General features: G+C 53.1%; 20 protein-coding genes. 8 read left to right on the forward strand and 12 right to left on the reverse strand.

All coding sequences use genetic code 11. The features are described 5' to 3' along the window. Window positions 1-32: 32 nt before the first annotated feature. The 5 genes from GOV45_RS09810 to GOV45_RS09830 form a co-directional block, all read right to left on the reverse strand. Window positions 33-584: a hypothetical protein gene (locus tag GOV45_RS09810; RefSeq protein ID WP_170476897.1), complete on the reverse strand. Its 552-nt coding sequence runs from the start codon at window positions 582-584 to the stop codon at window positions 33-35. Between the two features lie 187 nt (window positions 585-771). Next, window positions 772-2,463 (reverse strand): acyl-CoA dehydrogenase family protein, encoded by a 1,692-nt coding sequence (locus GOV45_RS09815; protein WP_170476899.1) that lies wholly within the window; start codon window positions 2,461-2,463, stop codon window positions 772-774. 253 nt (window positions 2,464-2,716) lie between these two features. Continuing rightward, window positions 2,717-3,280, reverse strand: a complete 564-nt coding sequence (locus GOV45_RS23715; protein ID WP_170476901.1) for a hypothetical protein — start codon at window positions 3,278-3,280, stop codon at window positions 2,717-2,719. A 29-nt stretch (window positions 3,281-3,309) separates the two neighbouring features. Beyond that, a complete protein-coding gene (locus GOV45_RS09825) occupies window positions 3,310-3,600 on the reverse strand; it encodes a hypothetical protein (RefSeq protein WP_170476903.1) in 291 nt (96 codons plus the stop codon). 337 nt (window positions 3,601-3,937) lie between these two features. Then, complete coding sequence (locus GOV45_RS09830; RefSeq protein WP_170476905.1) at window positions 3,938-5,536, reverse strand: phosphoenolpyruvate carboxykinase; 1,599 nt, start codon at window positions 5,534-5,536, stop codon at window positions 3,938-3,940. Window positions 5,537-5,883: 347 nt separating this feature from the next. On the opposite strand from GOV45_RS09830, the gene GOV45_RS09835 reads away from it, so the two are divergent. The 7 genes from GOV45_RS09835 to GOV45_RS09865 are packed head-to-tail and all read left to right on the forward strand — an operon-like array spanning window position 5,884 to window position 11,299. Continuing rightward, window positions 5,884-6,588 (forward strand): response regulator transcription factor, encoded by a 705-nt coding sequence (locus GOV45_RS09835; protein ID WP_170476907.1) that lies wholly within the window; start codon window positions 5,884-5,886, stop codon window positions 6,586-6,588. A 33-nt stretch (window positions 6,589-6,621) separates the two neighbouring features. Continuing rightward, a complete protein-coding gene (locus GOV45_RS09840) occupies window positions 6,622-8,331 on the forward strand; it encodes a sensor histidine kinase (protein ID WP_170476909.1) in 1,710 nt (569 codons plus the stop codon). 3 nt (window positions 8,332-8,334) lie between these two features. Further along, the gene (locus tag GOV45_RS09845; protein ID WP_170476911.1) at window positions 8,335-8,805 is read left to right on the forward strand and encodes an HPr kinase/phosphorylase; all 471 of its coding nucleotides are present in this window, start codon (window positions 8,335-8,337) and stop codon (window positions 8,803-8,805) included. Further along, the gene (gene rapZ / locus GOV45_RS09850) at window positions 8,790-9,683 is read left to right on the forward strand and encodes an RNase adapter RapZ (protein ID WP_170476912.1); all 894 of its coding nucleotides are present in this window, start codon (window positions 8,790-8,792) and stop codon (window positions 9,681-9,683) included. Before GOV45_RS09845 ends, rapZ begins: the two co-directional genes overlap by 16 nt. Continuing rightward, on the forward strand, window positions 9,680-10,072 hold the full coding sequence (locus GOV45_RS09855) for a PTS sugar transporter subunit IIA (RefSeq protein WP_170476915.1): 393 nt from the start codon (window positions 9,680-9,682) through the stop codon (window positions 10,070-10,072). The genes rapZ and GOV45_RS09855 overlap by 4 nt, the downstream gene beginning before the upstream one ends. A 17-nt stretch (window positions 10,073-10,089) precedes the next feature. Further along, window positions 10,090-10,359, forward strand: coding sequence for an HPr family phosphocarrier protein (locus GOV45_RS09860; RefSeq protein WP_170476916.1), 270 nt, complete (start codon window positions 10,090-10,092; stop codon window positions 10,357-10,359). A 40-nt stretch (window positions 10,360-10,399) separates the two neighbouring features. After that, complete coding sequence (locus tag GOV45_RS09865) at window positions 10,400-11,299, forward strand: lysophospholipid acyltransferase family protein (RefSeq protein WP_170476918.1); 900 nt, start codon at window positions 10,400-10,402, stop codon at window positions 11,297-11,299. A 72-nt stretch (window positions 11,300-11,371) separates the two neighbouring features. Here GOV45_RS09865 and GOV45_RS09870 read toward each other — a convergent pair whose 3' ends face one another. Continuing rightward, the gene (locus GOV45_RS09870) at window positions 11,372-12,247 is read right to left on the reverse strand and encodes a 3-hydroxybutyryl-CoA dehydrogenase (protein ID WP_170476920.1); all 876 of its coding nucleotides are present in this window, start codon (window positions 12,245-12,247) and stop codon (window positions 11,372-11,374) included. 163 nt (window positions 12,248-12,410) lie between these two features. Between GOV45_RS09870 and GOV45_RS09875 the strand changes: the two genes are divergently transcribed. After that, window positions 12,411-13,223 carry a DUF6473 family protein gene (locus GOV45_RS09875; RefSeq protein WP_254447970.1) on the forward strand — a complete coding sequence of 271 codons (813 nt, stop codon included), beginning with the start codon at window positions 12,411-12,413 and terminating at the stop codon, window positions 13,221-13,223. 62 nt (window positions 13,224-13,285) lie between these two features. On the opposite strand, the gene GOV45_RS09880 is transcribed toward GOV45_RS09875, so the two are convergent. The 6 genes from GOV45_RS09880 to GOV45_RS09905 all read right to left on the reverse strand — a co-directional run bounded on the left by GOV45_RS09880 (window position 13,286) and on the right by GOV45_RS09905 (window position 17,544). Continuing rightward, window positions 13,286-14,215 carry an electron transfer flavoprotein subunit alpha/FixB family protein gene (locus GOV45_RS09880; protein ID WP_170476922.1) on the reverse strand — a complete coding sequence of 310 codons (930 nt, stop codon included), beginning with the start codon at window positions 14,213-14,215 and terminating at the stop codon, window positions 13,286-13,288. Beyond that, window positions 14,215-14,973, reverse strand: a complete 759-nt coding sequence (locus GOV45_RS09885) for an electron transfer flavoprotein subunit beta/FixA family protein (RefSeq protein ID WP_170476923.1) — start codon at window positions 14,971-14,973, stop codon at window positions 14,215-14,217. Before GOV45_RS09885 ends, GOV45_RS09880 begins: the two co-directional genes overlap by 1 nt. 184 nt (window positions 14,974-15,157) lie before the next feature. After that, entirely contained in the window at window positions 15,158-15,730 is a 573-nt protein-coding gene (locus tag GOV45_RS09890) for a cob(I)yrinic acid a,c-diamide adenosyltransferase (RefSeq protein WP_170476926.1), read from the reverse strand. Then, window positions 15,730-15,933, reverse strand: a complete 204-nt coding sequence (locus tag GOV45_RS09895; protein WP_170476927.1) for a twin transmembrane helix small protein — start codon at window positions 15,931-15,933, stop codon at window positions 15,730-15,732. Before GOV45_RS09895 ends, GOV45_RS09890 begins: the two co-directional genes overlap by 1 nt. A gap of 78 nt (window positions 15,934-16,011) precedes the next feature. After that, entirely contained in the window at window positions 16,012-16,839 is an 828-nt protein-coding gene (locus tag GOV45_RS09900; protein WP_170476929.1) for an SDR family NAD(P)-dependent oxidoreductase, read from the reverse strand. 69 nt (window positions 16,840-16,908) lie between these two features. Next, window positions 16,909-17,544, reverse strand: coding sequence for an SH3 domain-containing protein (locus GOV45_RS09905; RefSeq protein WP_170476931.1), 636 nt, complete (start codon window positions 17,542-17,544; stop codon window positions 16,909-16,911). Between the last annotated feature and the right edge of the window lie 125 nt (window positions 17,545-17,669).

Genomic DNA, 17,669 nt, shown 5'->3' on the forward strand with positions numbered 1-17,669 from the left:
GCGTATCCCGGTCACACATCGAATTGATGCGCTCATCCCACACCTCCACTGGCTCGCAACAACTCCTCGCGGACCTCCATGCGCGGTCGCCAGTTGTACCGGGTATCGTCAACAACAGGTGCCCAAAACAAATCACCCCCATATCGCCAAGGGTCCAGTATGATACCCTGATACATCGAGTCCCCGGCTTTGCTGATAAGGGCTGAATGGTGAATGATGCGAAATGTTGTCGGCGGTGAGGTCACCCAATGCAGTGAAAGAGTACGAAACTCTTCCTGCCGCAACCGCTTCAGCATGTCTTCCGCCCAATGATTACACAATCCGCGTTCGCGAAATCCGTTGATGACTTTGGCATTGTGCACGATCGCCGAGTCAGTGACTCGGTATTCCCGTTTCAACTGTTGGGAGTAGGAATAGGCAATTTCCGCAGCGCGTCTCGCTTCGTTTGGGTCAACCTCCGGGCCCAATGCCTGAATAGATTGCGCCAAATCGTCGACATCGCCTTGTGTCTCAGAAGGGCCAGCGGAGCACCCGGCCAAAACCAGGGTCATCGAAATGACCAAAAGCGTCGTAATGATTTTCAAACTTGCGTCCCCTTTTGGTCCCCGGACATCGGCAATGGGTCTTTTGCTGCTGACTTCGTTTTTGCGAAATCATCAACGGATCAAAAGGGGAAGTTCCCCCCGCTGCACATCATGATGCCTGTTCAAAAGAAAGAAAAGACCCTGCGCAAAAGCCGGGTCAAGTTGGGGAAACCGCAACGGCGTCGAATTAGGCGAGCAACCGTCGCGCGATAACCTGCGCTTGAATTTCTGCAGCGCCTTCGAAAATGTTCAGAATACGTGCATCGCAAAGCACCCGGCTAATCTTGTATTCAAGTGCAAAACCATTTCCGCCATGAATTTGTAAACCATTGTCAGCAGCGGCCCATGCCACTCTCGCGCCCAACAGTTTGGCCATACCAGCCTCAAGGTCGCATCGCTGGCCGTGGTCTTTTTCCCAAGCCGAAAAATAGGTAAGTTGGCGGGCTATCATGATTTCGACCGCCATCATTGCCAACTTGCCAGAAACCCGGGGAAAGTTGATAAGCGATTTACCGAATTGCTTGCGGTCCTGCGCATATTGCATCGCGATGTCCAGCGCGCTTTGAGCCACACCAATGGCTCGGGCGGCGGTTTGGATGCGCGCGGACTCGAAGGTTTCCATAAGCTGTTTGAAGCCCTTACCTTCCTCACCACCCAAAAGGTTCTCGGCCTTTACGTGGAAACCATCAAAACCCAACTCGTATTCCTTCATACCGCGGTAGCCCAGAACCTCGATTTCGCCTCCGGTCATCCCGGGTGTGGGGAAAGGCTCCTGATCCGTGCCGGGGGTCTTTTCTGCCAGGAACATGGACAGGCCACGGTGGTCGGTACTTTCCGGGTTGGTGCGGGCCAGCAACGTCATTACGTGGGTACGTGCTGCGTGGGTGATCCAGGTCTTGTTTCCAGTGATGCTATAATCCCCGTTCTCGTCCTTAACCGCGCGGGTCCGGAGACTACCCAAGTCCGAGCCCGTATTCGGCTCTGTAAATACTGCAGTTGGCAAGATTTCAGCACTTGCAAGTTTAGGAAGCCATTCGGCCTTTTGTTCGTCGGTACCGCCTGCAAGGATCAGCTCTGCCGCGATTTCCGAACGGGTACCAAGAGAACCCACTCCAATATACCCGCGCGACAGTTCTTCGGACACCACGCACATTGAAGCCTTGGACAAGCCAAAGCCGCCAAACTCTTCGGGTATCGTCAGGCCGAAGACGCCCATTTCAGCCAGTTCCTCGATGACTTCAATCGGGATCAGCTCATCCTTGAGATGCCATTCATGGGCATTCGGCTCGACCTTTTCGATGGAGTATCTTCGGAACTGATCGCGGATCATCTCCAACTCTTCTTCAAGACCGGAAGCGCCAAACATAGTCGCTCCAAATTGGTCTTGCATCAACTCGACCAAGCGGGTGCGCGCGGCCTGACTGTTGGCCTGTGCCATCAAAGATTGAACTTCATTGCACTGAAAGCCGGACAGCGCATCCCAACCCAGTCCCAAATCTTGCAACCGCACGACCTCGCCCTGGTTCATCGGAATACCGCCCGCGACCTGGTGGAGATACTCGCCAAACGCTATCTGATGTAACAGTTGCTCGATTTCTCCGAATTTTCCTTTGGCTGATAGCGCCTCTGCCCATCGCTGCATTTGCTTAAGTGATTGATGGTAAGTGGCAAGCCATGCCAACCCGTGGGCTGCCGTTTGGTGTTCTTCAACCAACGCTCCTGAAACGCGACCATCCTGTGTCACCAATTCAAGAACTGCCACGCGAGCACGGCAAAAGACATTCTCAACCGCCGGTATCGCTGCGCCGGTCAAAGTTAACAGGTCAGGCAAAATAGGAGTTTGGGTCATGTCAGTCATGTCTTGTCCGTCATGGGCCATGAATCGCGTCCTTCTCTGGATTGTCTGGTCATACCATGCTGCAAGTGCAGCGCAACAAAAATGCGTCAATAGCTGAAAAAAAGTTCAATAATTGCGTAATGATTTTTGCACTGCAGAGAAATTTTCGAACCCAAATTCTGTTCAAGGTCTCATTAGAGGCGATGAATCTGTTTAGTTATACAAGTGGTGACGGGGATTGGCTGGGCCATTTTATCTTTCGGCGGAGGTATCGCCGACCACCGTTAGCAACGAGTTATTCTTCACGGCTTATTAGCCCGCTTCGTTTGTCAAAAAACCAAAACCCGAAATACAATCCCAGCATCAGAAAAAAGAGACCGGAAATATCGCCAATCAAAAAAGCGATGTACTCCGCCGCAGCGCTACCAAAAGTCAGATTCGTCAGCCCTGATACCAAAAAGGAAGTCACGATGCCGACTCCCATCACGCAAAGCCAACATGGTCGCTGGTGGGGGTTAGGGAACAGGTCCCAACCAAGCCATTTGCAGGAATAAAAAACAATCGGGGCGGTCGCCACTGCAATAGCCATTGCGAACAGACGGCTCGGTAAGAACACATCCCACCCGCCGACCATGGCGAATACCAAAAATACTCCCGGCAACAAAGCGATGATAGAGCGCCATCCCAAAAGCCAAGCCGACAATACGCGCACGCCGTGGGGCAGAAATAGCAGACTGGCATGGCTGGGATATTCGGGAAAGAATATGTTTTGGAGCGGCATCAATATTTCAAAAGTGAGAACTGACGCAATCACATAGGCCGATGAGGCCAGCAAAGTTTCAAAAACCCACCTTTGCACCAGATATGTCGCCTTACATCAAATGTGCGTCATTTGGGGCCATGCACGATATACCGTCCCCGGTTTGCGCTGCCGCTTTGCGACATATAGCCTTTTTGAACAAGCGACTTAAGAGCCCGGAAAAAAGTGGGGCGCGAGACACTTTGGACCAGTGTGTGTTCAATTAGTCCGAATGTCCGAACTTCATCGTTGCGTTTGGAAAGTTCCTCTGCTGCATAGTAGATGTCGCGCTCGACCGGAGACAGCTCTTCGAGGCCCAGTGTTCTCTCCATGCTTTGCATCAACTTGCGTAATTCGGTTAGCTTCGAAATCTCAGTCATAACGTACCTGTCATGTTCAGTGCCAATTTCCGGTGAGTTTCGGACGCATAAGCGGTGCGTGACTAAGGCAGTCTCCGCGTAACTTATTGACACTTTTCCCCATTTTACTTGCCTTTGATCCGCCTTGAACTGGGTGTGAGTGGTTTGGCAAAGGCAGATCAAAAGCTGTTCAAGTTTTTTCCCAACGAGTAAGCGCTGGGCCCGTCTAGTCGTATTGACGCATCAAATTACCGCAAGCAGTAGGATCGCGCAACGCGTTCTCCGCTTGGTCAAAAGGAAGCCGTCAAAAATCGAATTTGAACGCGGCGTAAAAGGGGCCGAGGGCCCCTTTTACCCTTTAGCCGATTGCAACGGCTTTAATGTCTTCGTCGATAAATGGCAGATATTGTTCAAAGTTTTCCGAGAACATTTGAACGAGTTTTTCAGCCTGCTTGTCAAATGCCACCTGGTCGTCCCAAGTGCGTCGCGGGTCTAGCAAAACCTCTGGAACGCCCGGCACGGACACAGGCACGTCAAAACCGAAATTAGCGTCCTTACGAAATTCGGCGTCGGCCAAAGATCCCTCAAGCGCGGCTGTCAATAGAGCACGTGTGGCCTTGATCGGCATACGGCTACCGACACCGTAAGCCCCACCAGTCCAGCCGGTGTTAACCAACCAGCAGGTCGCTCCATGTTGGGCAATCTTTTCACGTAGAAGGTTTCCGTAGACTTCGGGCCGTCGCGGCATAAATGGGGCGCCAAAGCAGGTCGAGAAAGTCGGCTGCGGTTCAGTCACGCCGCGCTCCGTACCTGCTACCTTTGACGTAAACCCAGACAGAAAGTGATACATCGCCTGCGCAGGTGTCAGTCGCGCAATTGGGGGCAGCACGCCGAATGCGTCGCAAGTCAGCATGATAATATTCTTTGGATGTCCTCCAAGCGCGGTCGCTGACGCGTTAGAGATGTACTCCAATGGATATGCACACCGCATGTTCGCCGTCATCGAGTCGTTGTCGAAATCCAGTTCTTTGGTTTCCGGATCGAACACCATGTTTTCAATCACGGTGCCAAATTTTGACGTGGTCGCGTAAATCTCAGGTTCGGCTTCTGGATTGAGATTTAGTGTTTTTGCATAGCACCCACCTTCGAAGTTGAAAGTGCCACGGTTTGACCAACCGTGCTCGTCATCCCCAATCAAAACCCGGGTCGGGTCGGCCGACAGTGTGGTCTTGCCAGTACCGGACAAGCCAAAGAACACGGCTGTGTCTACTGGGTTTCCAACCGCGTGGTTGGCCGAGCAATGCATAGGCATTACGCCCTTTTCCGGAAGCATATAGTTCAGAAGCGTGAATACTGACTTCTTATTCTCGCCCGCGTATTCAGTACCGCCGATTAGAATAAGTTTTCGATCAAAGTTCAGGGCGATCACCGTGTCGCTTTTACAATCATGCTTTTTGGGATCGGCCTTGAAGCTTGGGCAGTTGATCACCGTAAAATCTGCAGTGAATTCATCCAAATCTTCCCGGTCGGGACGGCGCAACAAGTGTCGAATAAAAAGGTTGTGCCACGCATATTCGGTTACCATACGCACATTGATTGAATGGGCCGGATCGGCGCCGCCAACAAGGTCCTGAACAAAATAGTCCCGGCCCTTCATGTGTGCAGTCATATCGTTGTAGAGCGCGTCAAATCCCTTTGGGCTCATAGCGGCGTTGTTTTCCCACCAGATGGTGTCTTTGACGCTGTCCGTCTCAACCACGTGCTTGTCTTTGGGAGAGCGACCGGTGAACTTGCCCGTTGAGACAAGAAATGCACCCCCTTGCCCAAGCGTTCCTTCGCCCCGTTTGATTGCTTCTTCGATCAGCGCCGGTTCGATGTAATTGTAATAGACATTTCCCAGACCCTCGATGCCCTGATTTTCGAGGCGGAATTGCGGGTTAACCCGTCCAGATGTCATGCGTTTCTTCTCCTTTGGCGGCGCGGGGGCCACTGGGCCTTTGCGCTCTTGGGGCAATCGGCGGGAAATTTCCCGGCTATAGGCGGGTCTTACCATGGTCATTCAGGGCATGAACAGAAGGGTTTGGCGTAGTTAGCGCAATCAAAGTCAGGTTTAGCGCCACCAATAATTTCCTGTCGGAAAAACGGGCGTGTTTAAGCGAGCGGGTACGGCTTTTTTGTCGCATCTGAGCGCCAACGTTTATGTGATTCGTGAAATCAGATTGATTCGCGGCCTTAAAAAAGCCAAACATGCCGTACAAAAAAGCGAATTATAGCGTTGAGTGAGCAGAAACAGGGGTAAACCCGATGTCAAAGATTGCACTGGTGGATGACGACAGAAATATTCTGACGTCAGTATCCATGACTCTCGAAGCCGAAGGGTTCGAGGTTGAAACTTACAACGACGGACAGGCGGCGCTGGACGCGTTTAACAAGAAACTGCCTGACATGGCTGTTCTGGATATCAAGATGCCACGGATGGATGGCATGGACCTGCTGCAGCGCCTGCGGCAGAAAACCCAGATGCCTGTCATCTTTCTGACGTCCAAGGATGACGAGATAGATGAGGTTTTGGGGCTGCGTATGGGCGCTGACGACTACGTCAAAAAGCCATTTTCGCAGCGACTGTTGGTTGAGCGGATTCGCGCCTTGCTGCGAAGGCAAGAGGCGAATGATGGCGACGTATCGAACAGCAATACCGGCGATACCAAAGTGATGGAGCGGGGCGAGCTTCGGATGGATCCGCTGCGTCACGCAGTCAGCTGGAAAGGCAACGACGTCTCGTTGACAGTAACCGAGTTCTTGCTGTTGCAGGCGTTGGCCCAACGTCCCGGTTTCGTCAAAAGCCGTGATCAGTTGATGGATGTCGCTTATGATGACCAAGTATACGTGGACGACCGGACCATTGATAGTCATATCAAGCGTTTGCGCAAAAAAATGCGCGCAGCCGATCCTGAATTTTCGGCCATCGAGACGCTCTACGGCATTGGATACCGTTACAACGAAGAATAGGCTCGTCAGTCTGTCAATAGGCAAAGGGGTCTCGTGCGCGATACCGATCTAGATAATGAGTTGCGCGACGGAGATGTCGTACTCGGGGACGATTGGGTCATCCCGCAGGATACCGATGCATCCGATCTGCAAGAAAAAAGATCGCGGCGTAATCTGTTTGCGTTGCGCAGTTCTCCTTTGGCTCGCAGGATTATCACATTTAATCTGATCGCGTTGATCATACTTGTGGCGGGCCTGCTGTACCTAGACGACACTCGAAAAGAGCGAGTTCAACAAACGGCGCAAAACCTGATAGGCGATGCCCAATTGGTCAGCAACGTCTTTGAGACTCAACTGCGACAACCGGGGGTAGGCAATTCAAGCGGTCTGGATGTGCGCGATACTTTGTCGGGATTGACATTGCCCGAAGGCGGCGAAGTTTTTGTTTACGACAGCACCGGTACACTAATTGGGTGGACGCGTGGCGCTACTCCGGCAGTGGAATTACCCAGCTTATTGCGGTCTGACAGCGACGTTCCAACCGGCGGAACCCTTATCAGCGACGCACTGACAGCGGTTTGGAACGGAGTCTCTTCGGTTTTCAGTCAAGGTCCCCAAGACACTGCGCCGACCTTGGCCCAGCGGGTACAGGAGATGGTTCCGCAAACACTGGATGGCGGTTTGCAGGTGCAAGCCGTCTCAGATCATTCGGGCGCAACCGTGATCGTAGCTGTCGCGCCGATCATGCTGGACAGCGCCACAGTTGGGGCCGTAGCAATGGCAGGCCCAGCAGGTGAAATTGACGCGCTGGCCCGGCAAGAACAAGAGCGCATTCTGCAGATGTTTGTTGTGGCCTTACTAGTTTCGGTTGGCCTGAGCCTTGTTCTGGCCTCTACAATCGCCAACCCCTTGGCAGATCTCGCATCCGCCGCGGAAATGGGCAGGGATCCGGGCGCGGGCGTGAACCCAGGACGTATTCGCATCCCCGACCTTAGTGCGAGGCCAGATGAGATTGGCCGCCTTAGCCGCGCGTTGCGGGGTATGGTCAATGCCCTCTATAACCGGATCGATGCCAATGAGCAGTTTGCTGCAGACGTTGCGCATGAGATCAAGAACCCTCTGGCCAGTCTTCAATCGGCAGTAGGAACCCTGAGAAGGGTCAAGCGTGAAGACCAGCGCGACAAGCTTTTGGGTGTCATTGAACATGATGTCCGGCGTTTAGACCGTTTGGTAAGTGATATTTCGAATGCGTCCAGACTGGATGCGGAACTGGTTAAGGAACAGGAACAGCCATTCGACCTTTTGAAATTGTTGGACAATATCGGTCAATTTCTGGGCGAAGACGCACAGTCCAAAGGTATCGACTATATTACCGACCTGCCGCAAGGCCCGATTGTGATCAATGGTCTCGAAGCCCGGCTGGCACAGGTTTTTGTTAACCTGATAACCAACGCTATTTCCTTTTGTCATGACGGGGATGCCATACGTGTCTGGGTGCGTCAGCGGGACAACAGGGTGCTCGTCGTGGTCGAGGATACAGGACCTGGAATCCCGGACCAGGCGCTGACCAAGGTCTTTAAAAGATTTTATTCACAGCGCCCGGAAGAACACTTCGGCAATAACTCGGGACTAGGGCTGGCGATTTCCAAACAGATTGTCGAGGCACATGGCGGTGTCATCTGGGCCGAAAACATCCGACCAACCGAGGCGGACATTACTTCGGATCCACTTGGTGCCCGCTTTGTCTTGGGGCTTCCTGTCTAGAGCATGGCTGTCGAACAATTGTCTGATGTTGCGGGCCGAGACGCGGCTTGTATACACGCCACGTGCATTGCGGTGATGCAATGCGGGGTACTGTTTCTCGGAGCACCGGGTTCAGGCAAATCCACTCTGGCCTTACAGATGATGGCGCTTGGCGCCGACTTGGTATCAGACGATCGGGTCATACTGACAATGAAAGGTGGCTACGTCGTGGCCGAAGCGCCACCGGAAATCCAAGGGTTAATCGAAGCACGGGGAATTGGGCTTTTGCGTGCGGAGGTCGCAAGCGCAACCGAGGTCAAATACGTCGTGGACCTTGACCATTCGGAGGGTGCAAGGTTGCCGGAACATAGCTATACACAGGTCCTGAGGCAAACTGTTCCCTTGCTTCGGGGCGCCGACATTCCCAATTTGGCGGCAGCTTTGATGCAACTCGCAAAAAAAGGGCGCGTGAACCCGGCATGGCCGAACAACTGACCCCACAGCAACGTATTGTGTTGGTGACCGGCCCCTCGGGTGCCGGGAGGTCCACAGCGATTCATGTGCTGGAAGACCTTGGATTTGAGGCCATCGACAACCTTCCTATGGGGCTGTTGATGAGATTGCTGGACGGACCAGAACCCGCGCAGCCAATGGCGCTTGGCATTGACGCGCGCAACCGAGATTTTTCGACCATTGGGTTCATAGAATTAGCGGCCACTTTGGGCCAAATGGCGGATGTCGATCTAACAATCCTGTATCTGGACTGCCGCAACGATGTTCTGCTGCGTCGGTTTTCAGAGACCCGAAGGCGGCATCCAGTTGCTGCAGATGCCAGCCCTGAAACTGGGATATTGCAGGAAAAAGAGCTGTTGCAACCCATCCGTGAGATTGCTGACACCCTTATCGATACAAGTGCACTCAATGTACATCAATTGCGGGAAGAAGTTGAGCGCTGGTTTGCACCGAAGGGCGGCAGGCATCTAGCAGTTTCGGTCGAGTCATTTTCCTACAAACGTGGTCTGCCGCGTGGGTTGGATATGGTTTTTGATTGCCGTTTTCTGGCTAATCCCTACTGGCGTTCGGAATTGCGAGAGGCGGATGGTCGAAACCCGGATGTGGCGACCTATGTTCAGTCAGACATGAACTATTCTGCCTTCTTCGAACGGGTCGTCGATCTTCTTCTGGAACTTTTGCCTGCGTTCCGCGCAGAGGGTAAGGCGCACCTTTCCGTAGCCTTTGGTTGCACCGGCGGGCAACACAGATCGGTCGCAGTGGCCGAAGCTGTTGCAAAGGCTCTTGCGGAAGGGGGTCAGCCAGTGGCAATTAGGCACCGCGAAATGGAACGACGCGCATTGAATGTGAGGCCGGATTGATCGGGATTGTGATCGTAGCACATGGGGGATTGGCGCAAGAATATCTGGCCGCCATGCAGCATGTTGTCGGCAAGCAGCCTGGATTGATCGCTATCTCAATCGAAGCGGATCATGACCGGGACAAAAAACAAACCGAAATTTGTCTCGCTGCCGACGAAGTGGACGTTGGCGACGGCGTGGTCGTTGTCACAGATTTATTTGGCGGTAGCCCATCGAACCTGAGCATGCGAGCCTGTGCGCCCCAGGATCGGCGAATCCTTTACGGTGCCAACCTGCCAATGCTGATTAAATTGGCCAAAAGTCGCCACCTACCCGTGCCCGAGGCGGTGCGCCTCGCGCTTGAGGCTGGACGAAAATACATCAATGCGCAAAATGTGACATTGGATTAAGACTGGAATAATTCAATATGGCCACCAGAAGCTTGAAAATAGTAAACGAAAAGGGATTGCATGCCCGCGCGTCAGCCAAGCTGGTCGAAGTCGTAGAGGGGTTTGATGCGCAGGCGGAAGTATCGCGCGAGGGTCTTTCTGCGTCCGGCGATAGCATAATGGGCCTTTTAATGTTGGCAGCGTCGCGCGGAAGCACTATTGACGTTGAGACGTCCGGCCCGGATGCTGAGGCGTTGGCAGATGCACTGGAAACACTGGTGAACGACAAGTTCGGAGAGGGTTTCTAAACAATCGCTGCCACGACAAGAAGGACGGGAATACCAGGAATTGGCGGAAACCACGCACGATACCAAGACGAACCCTGTTGTGAGTGATAACTCGGATCAGGGTGAGGTCTATGACCGCAGGACCCTGACCTACGCAAACTCGTTCGATGATGCGTGGACCTCGACCGCGATCCGCGCCATCGAATGGATGACGGGAAAACTCACCATTCTGCGGATGGTCAACAAATTCGAAAAGCGAAACGAGCACTACCGCGGCCAAAAATTCTGGGGCGGCGCGCTTGAAATCATGGGTATCACTCTAACGACGCCGGCCGAGCAAATCGCGCGAATTCCAAAAGAAGGGCCGGTCGTAGTTGTAGCCAATCACCCGCATGGAATGGTGGATGGTATGATACTGGCCGAACTGATCGGTCGCGTGCGCAGCGATTACCGGATTCTGACGAGATCAGTTTTGACCGGACTGGACGAGGCGGCAACATCTTTCATGATCCCCGTCCCATTTCCCCATGATCCGGAAGCACAGTCCAAAATGCTTGAAATGCGTGGGAAAGCCATGGAACACCTCAAAGAAGGGGGCGTCGTAGCTCTTTTCCCATCGGGTGTGGTTATGTCTTCGGATGACTGGTTTGGCCCAGCGCAGGAACGTGAATGGAATGTATTTACGGCTAAAATGATCCGCCGGTCTGGCGCGCGTGTTGTGCCGATATTCTTTCCAGGTTGCAACTCGAGGTGGTATTTGATTGCTAACCGGGTGTCGGCCATCTTGCGTCAGGGGCTGTTGTTGCATGAAATTGTGCGATCATGCAACAAACCTCAATCTCCGGTTATTGGCGAGCCGATTTCCGATAAGGACATGGGCCTTTTGGAAAGCGATCCTCGGGGCTTCATGGCGTGGCTTCGAAATCACACATTGGCTTTAGGCCAGTCGCGCAAATCCTGATCTTTTGTTTTTGACCAAAGTTCCGCAGGATTTTGCCGAATTTCCAGTTGTTAGGCGCCTTTTAGTTAATCTTCAACGTGTCGGAACCGGAACTTCCCCACGGTAATCGTAAAAACCGCGATCTGTTTTGCGACCTAACCATCCGGCTTCGACATATTTTGTTAGCAACGGACAGGGACGGTACTTGGTATCCGCCAATCCATCGTGCAGCACATTCATGATCGCAAGACAAGTATCCAGACCAATGAAATCAGCCAGTTCCAGCGGGCCCATTGGATGATTTGCGCCGAGTTTCATGGATTGGTCGATGGATTGAACGCTTCCGACGCCTTCGTACAGTGTATATACTGCTTCGTTGATCATCGGCATTAGAATACGGTTCACGATAAAGGCCGGAAAGTCTTCGGCGCTGGCGGACGTTTTACCCAGACGATCCACAACAGCCTTGCACGAGTTGAATGTTTCTTCGTCAGTTGCAATACCGCGAATCAGTTCGACCAGCTGCATTACCGGAACCGGGTTCATGAAGTGGAACCCCATAAACCGTTCAGGTCGATCGGTTCGACTCGCCAGCCGCGTTATTGAGATGGACGACGTATTTGAGGTCAGTATCGTATGAGGTTGCAAATGCGGTTGAAGATCCTCAAATATCGCTTGTTTGACAGCCTCCCGCTCTGTCGCGGCTTCGATTACAAGATCGCTCTGGCCTATATCGGGCAACCGCAGCGTGGTTTTTATCCGGGCAAGTGCCGCTTGGACTGCATCATCCGTCACTTTCCCTCGCGATGCCTGCCGTGCAAGATTGGACTCGATTGTAGCCATGGCATTTTCCAACGCTTCCTCACTGATGTCGTTCAGCAGAACGTCATAGCCCGCCAACGCCATAACATGAGCTATCCCGTTGCCCATCTGGCCTGCGCCGATAACTCCCACCGATTTAACATCCATAGCCTGGTGCCTTTTATGCTGAATACCGCGTCATTATGGGCAGTTCGGTCTCGGCGACAAGGGGATGAGGTAAGTCAAGGTCGCTTCAAATGCGCACATTAGGAGTTTTGTAAGAACTCAGGTGCCATGATCGTGGCTGGGTGATGAAAAGTGGGTAAATGTGATGAGCTATCAACCATTTGCAGCAAACGGTGTTGCAGAGTCATTTTGTCGTTATGGTCGGTCCAATTTGTGGTATCGAGGACCGCAGCGGTCACTAGACGTCCCTTACGTGACCTGCATCGGCGATCAAGAAACATTTGGCCGATTCGTCGAGACCCCATATGCCGCAGGACTGGAGAGGATTCTGAGCCGGCGTTGCATAAATCTGGGCAGCCTATTTGTTGGGGCGGAAGCTCTGTATCGGGACGAAGGGTTGCAAGAAATTGCGGATAGTGCCGAAATGTGCATCCTGCAACTACCAAGTGTCGCGGGGCAAACAAATCGGTTTTACCGGGTCCACCCGCGCCGCAATGATCGGTTTGTTGCGCCAGCACAAGAACTGGTCGATCTGTTTCCCGAAGTGGACTTTACCGATATTCATTTTGTGCGCCATCTTCTCAATCGACTGAAATTCGTATCAGGTACAAGATTTCTCACTGTGGCTGAGGAATTGCGCCTAAAATGGGTCGAAAAAATCGGTAGCTTTCTGAGGTCGGTTTCGACGCCCGTCATTCTGCTTTGGCTGGATGTTCAAGCCGAAGACGATGGTCAATCATTGGGTGATCCCGTTGCCATCCAGCCCGAAATGTTTGACGCGTTGAAGTCAAGCTCAGTTCAATCGCTGAGAGTGAATCTACGAACATCTGGTGAATCCGATGACTTGGAGGATGTTATCTTTGGCACACTTCAACAACCGATCGCTGAGCACATGATAGGTCCGGCAGCACATCGTCGGATCGCGGAGATTCTGTCTCGTACTATTTTGGATATGTAACGAAAAAGGCCCGCCTTGTTCGGCGGGCCCGTATATGATCGTTGGCGTATATACCGCCTTGATCAGCCAAGCTTTTCCGTTAGTTCCGGCACAGCTTGGAACAGATCGGCGACCAGACCAAAATCAGCGACCTGGAAGATCGGCGCTTCTTCGTCTTTGTTGATCGCAACGATAACTTTCGAGTCCTTCATACCGGCCAAGTGCTGGATCGCACCAGAGATACCGACAGCGACATACAGATCGGGTGCAACTACCTTACCTGTCTGACCCACTTGCCAGTCGTTCGGTGCGTATCCGGAGTCTACAGCGGCACGCGACGCTCCTACCGCGGCGCCCAGTTTGTCTGCCAGACCCTCAATCAGCTTGAAATCCTCTTCCGAGCCGACGCCGCGTCCGCCAGAAACCACTACACCGGCCGAAGTCAGTTCCGGACGGTCGCTTTCCGCGACTTTGTCCTCGACCCATTCAGATAGGCCCGGGTTAGCACCGACCGAGATGGTTTCGACCGAGGCCGAGCCACCTTCACCCGCAGCGTCAAAGCTGGCGGTTCTAATGGTTACGACTTTTTTCGCATCGTTCGACTTAACGGTTTGGATGGCATTGCCAGCGTAAATAGGACGTTCGAAAGTCGAACCGTCCACAACGCCAGAAGCGTCAGAAATCACCATAACGTCCAGCAGCGCAGCAACGCGGGGCATTACGTTTTTGGCATCAGTTGTGGCGGGCGCTATGATGTGTTCGTAATCATCAGCCAGCCCCACGATCAGTGCAGCAGTCGATTCCGCGAGACGATGACCAAGAGAGGCATCTTCGGCGACCAGAACTTTTGCAACGCCGTCGATCTTGGCGGCGGCGTCGCCAGCAGCAGCGGCAGAACCACCCGCAGCCAGAACAGTCACGTCACCCAGAGCCTTCGCAGCGGTCACTGCCTTAGCAGTTGCGTCAAACGCCAGTTCGCCATTGTTGACTTCAGCGAGAAGAAGAACAGCCATTATACAGCCCCCGCTTCTTTGAGTTTCTCGACCAGCTCGTCGACCGAGCCAACGACAATACCAGCGGCTCGTGCCGGCGGCTCTTCTGTTTTGACGACTTCCAAGCGCGGAGTGACATCGACGCCGTAATCCGCAGCAGTTTTCTCATCCAGCGGCTTTTTCTTTGCCTTCATGATGTTCGGCAAAGACGCATACCTTGGTTCGTTAAGGCGCAGGTCGACGGTTACAATTGTTGGCATCTTGACGCTTATGGTTTGCAGCCCGCCATCTACCTCGCGTGTGATCTTGGCGCTGTCGCCTTCGATATCCACCTCTGAGGCGAAGGTGCCTTGCGACCAGCCCAACAGAGCTGAAAGCATCTGGCCGGTGGCGTTCATATCATTGTCAATCGCTTGCTTACCGGCCAGAACCAGACCCGGCTGCTCTTCTTCGACCACTTTGGCGAGGATTTTGGCAACGGCCAACGGCTCGATATCCTGGTGAACGTCATCAGCCGCTACAACCAGAATGGCGCGGTCGGCTCCCATGGCCAGAGCGGTTCGCAGGGTTTCCTGCGATTGCTTGACGCCGATCGAAACAGCGATGACTTCGTCAGCCTTGCCAGCCTCTTTCAGGCGGATCGCCTCTTCAACTGCAATTTCGTCGAACGGGTTCATCGACATTTTGACATTGGCGAGATCGACGCCGCTACCGTCCGCTTTGACGCGAACCTTCACGTTATAGTCAATCACGCGTTTGACAGGCACGAGTACCTTCATTTTTGCGCTTGCTCCTTACAAAAACGGTAAGCCGCAAAGCGACTCCACCAATGCTCTCGGACGTCTGAATAACGACTCAATCCTCGCCACAACAGGGCAAAATCGTCACGTCATGTCGTTGAGACGTCGCGTTTCGTTATTTTTGAGGCACCTTTAAGTTGGTAAATGCCCGACTGACATATCTTCAGCGGTTTGCGCCTGGCACCCAAAGCACGTCATCGCGGCCATTGTTGTTCGCACAACGCGCGGCAACGAAGAACCAGTCGCTCAGCCGGTTCAGATATTTCACGGCTGTTTCATTTACCGGTTCCATATTTGTCAACTCGACTGCCAAACGTTCTGCACGGCGAGAAACAGTCCGGCAAACATGCAAATGGGCGGCGAGACGCGAACCGCCTGGTAAAATAAAACTACGCAGTGGTTCCAGCTTTTCATTCATCATGTCGATTTCTGCCTCAAGCCGATCGATCTGCGCCGGAACGATGCGCAGCGGCGGATAGTCGGCTTCGGCATCCTTGTCCATGTCTGGTCGGCAAAGGTCAGCGCCAAGATCAAACAAGTCGTTCTGAATACGGGAAAGCGCGGTCTGGACCTCATCCTCGGCTTCAGTTCGGGCAACGCCAACAAAAGCATTCAGTTCGTCCACCGTTCCATATGCGGTCACGCGACCGGAGTACTTCGCGACGCGTTCACCATTACCCAGCGCAGTTTTGCCGTCATCGCCTGTTCGGGTGTAAATCTTGTTTAGAACAACCATTATTGAACCCCCTGTCCGCGCAGGTACACGTAGAGCACAATCAGCACTACGGCAATGAACTGAAACAGGATACGCAGCCGCATCATTTTGTTGCTTTTCAATGCAGCGTCCCTACCGGGTTTTCCGAAATTCGAGATGCCTATTACCAATACAGCAACAACAGCCGCCATGGCCAAAAGCAAAACGACCATCAACAGGTCCATGATCGCACCGTCCGTTTTATTGTTTCGATGGTTGTCATCTAGCGTCGTACGTCAAAAAAGCGAACGAGTAATATCGCCTCAGATGTCCGAAAGAATGCGATCAATCGAGCGTGTGGGCAGAATGCGGCGAAGATAACCAGCAATATATGTGGGTGTTGTTACGTAGTAGCGTGCCCGTGGGCGCTTTGATTCAACGGCAACGGCCAGTTTTTTCGTCACAGCCGAAGCCGGCAGTTCGAACTTATCCGTCCCCGGGGATTGATAGAGCCGCTTGAGCAACGAGGATTCGTATTTTTTGCGAAGCGCCGAATTCTCCCAGTCAACAAAGCGTTCGAACATAGGAATCGAGTTTTCGCGGATTTTAGAAGTTATTGGCCCGGGTTCGATCAAAATGACCTTGATGTCTGTATCTCGCAACTCTAGCCGCAGAGTGTCGGTAAGGCCTTCGATAGCATATTTGGTCGCCACGTAAGCACCGCGCCATGGAAATGCGACCAGTCCAAGAACGGACGAGTTCTGAACAATTCGACCGTGCCCCTGCGCGCGCATAATTGGTATGACTTGGCGGGTAAGTTCGTGCCAACCAAAGACGTTGGTTTCAAAAATTTGCCTCAGGCCGTCCGTAGGAACATCTTCGACAGCACCAGGAAGGCCGTGCGCTCCATTGTTGAACAGGGCCTCGAGTGTACCGCCAGTCGCTTCCAGAACCTGAGAAAGACCAGAAGAGATAGATCCAGTTTTAGTATAGTCGATCAAAGGACTGTCAAAGCCCTTTGCACGCAGCCTGTCACAATCGTGCTGTTGGCGGCATGACGCAAATACCCGCCACCCGCGTTCGCGCATTCCGTGGGCCGCATCCAGACCAATGCCGGAAGAACAGCCGGTAATTAGAATTGATTTTTGCATTGAGCATCCACACCACAATCAGATTCATAGGTATGGCGTGTTTTGCGGCAGGGCAATGTCACCTGTGAGTCAATTATTGGGTTTGCGGACCAGTGATGCGGAAACCCAACCCATCTGTTGCTGGGGCAGCAAACGCAGGCGCAGCCAGCCGGTCCCGGACTCGCTGATAACCTCGACTCTTTGGCCCAACGTCGCTTTACCGATCACAGGGTAGATCGTTCCCGGCCCGTCGCGTAGATTCACGCGTGTGCCGGAAATCTCACGAATGTCCTGTTCAGGTTCAGTCAGTACAGAGGTTGTAGGTGTGACAGCGCTTTGCGCATCAGTGGAAATTTGTTGCAGCCCAGCGGCGCCTTCTTCCAATGACGCCAGTGTCAGGTTTGCCCCCTGATTGTTAAATGTGGAAAAGCCTATCAATGGCTGAGCTTCAGGTTCTTCAATAAATTCGACTACCTCTTCCGACACAATCTTGGGTTTAGGTGCAACCTTTGGTTTCAGCTCCACTTCGTCGGGTACGGCACGCACGGTCACCTTGGTAACAAGCTCTTGGGCTTGTGGCACAGGTTTTGGTGCTACTTCCGAAACGGATGCAACGCGTTCAGGCTGGGTTCCGCGTTCCCCGCGGGGTTCAAAATCGGGTCCTCCGCTTGCAACGTAGAAGGTCCACCCAAGAACGGCAAAAGTAACAGTAATAAGGCGCGTCATGGCGCTTCCCCCGGTAATCGCAACAAAGAATTTTGGCAGCGGTCTAATCTCAGACAACCTAACATATTTAGTGCGCCGAGTCGAAAAACGGGGAAAAACCGGGGCTTGCGTCCCCCCTGTTGCAA

The sequence above is a fragment of the Ruegeria arenilitoris genome, assembly GCF_013035425.1.
Lineage (GTDB): Bacteria > Pseudomonadota > Alphaproteobacteria > Rhodobacterales > Rhodobacteraceae > Ruegeria > Ruegeria arenilitoris_A.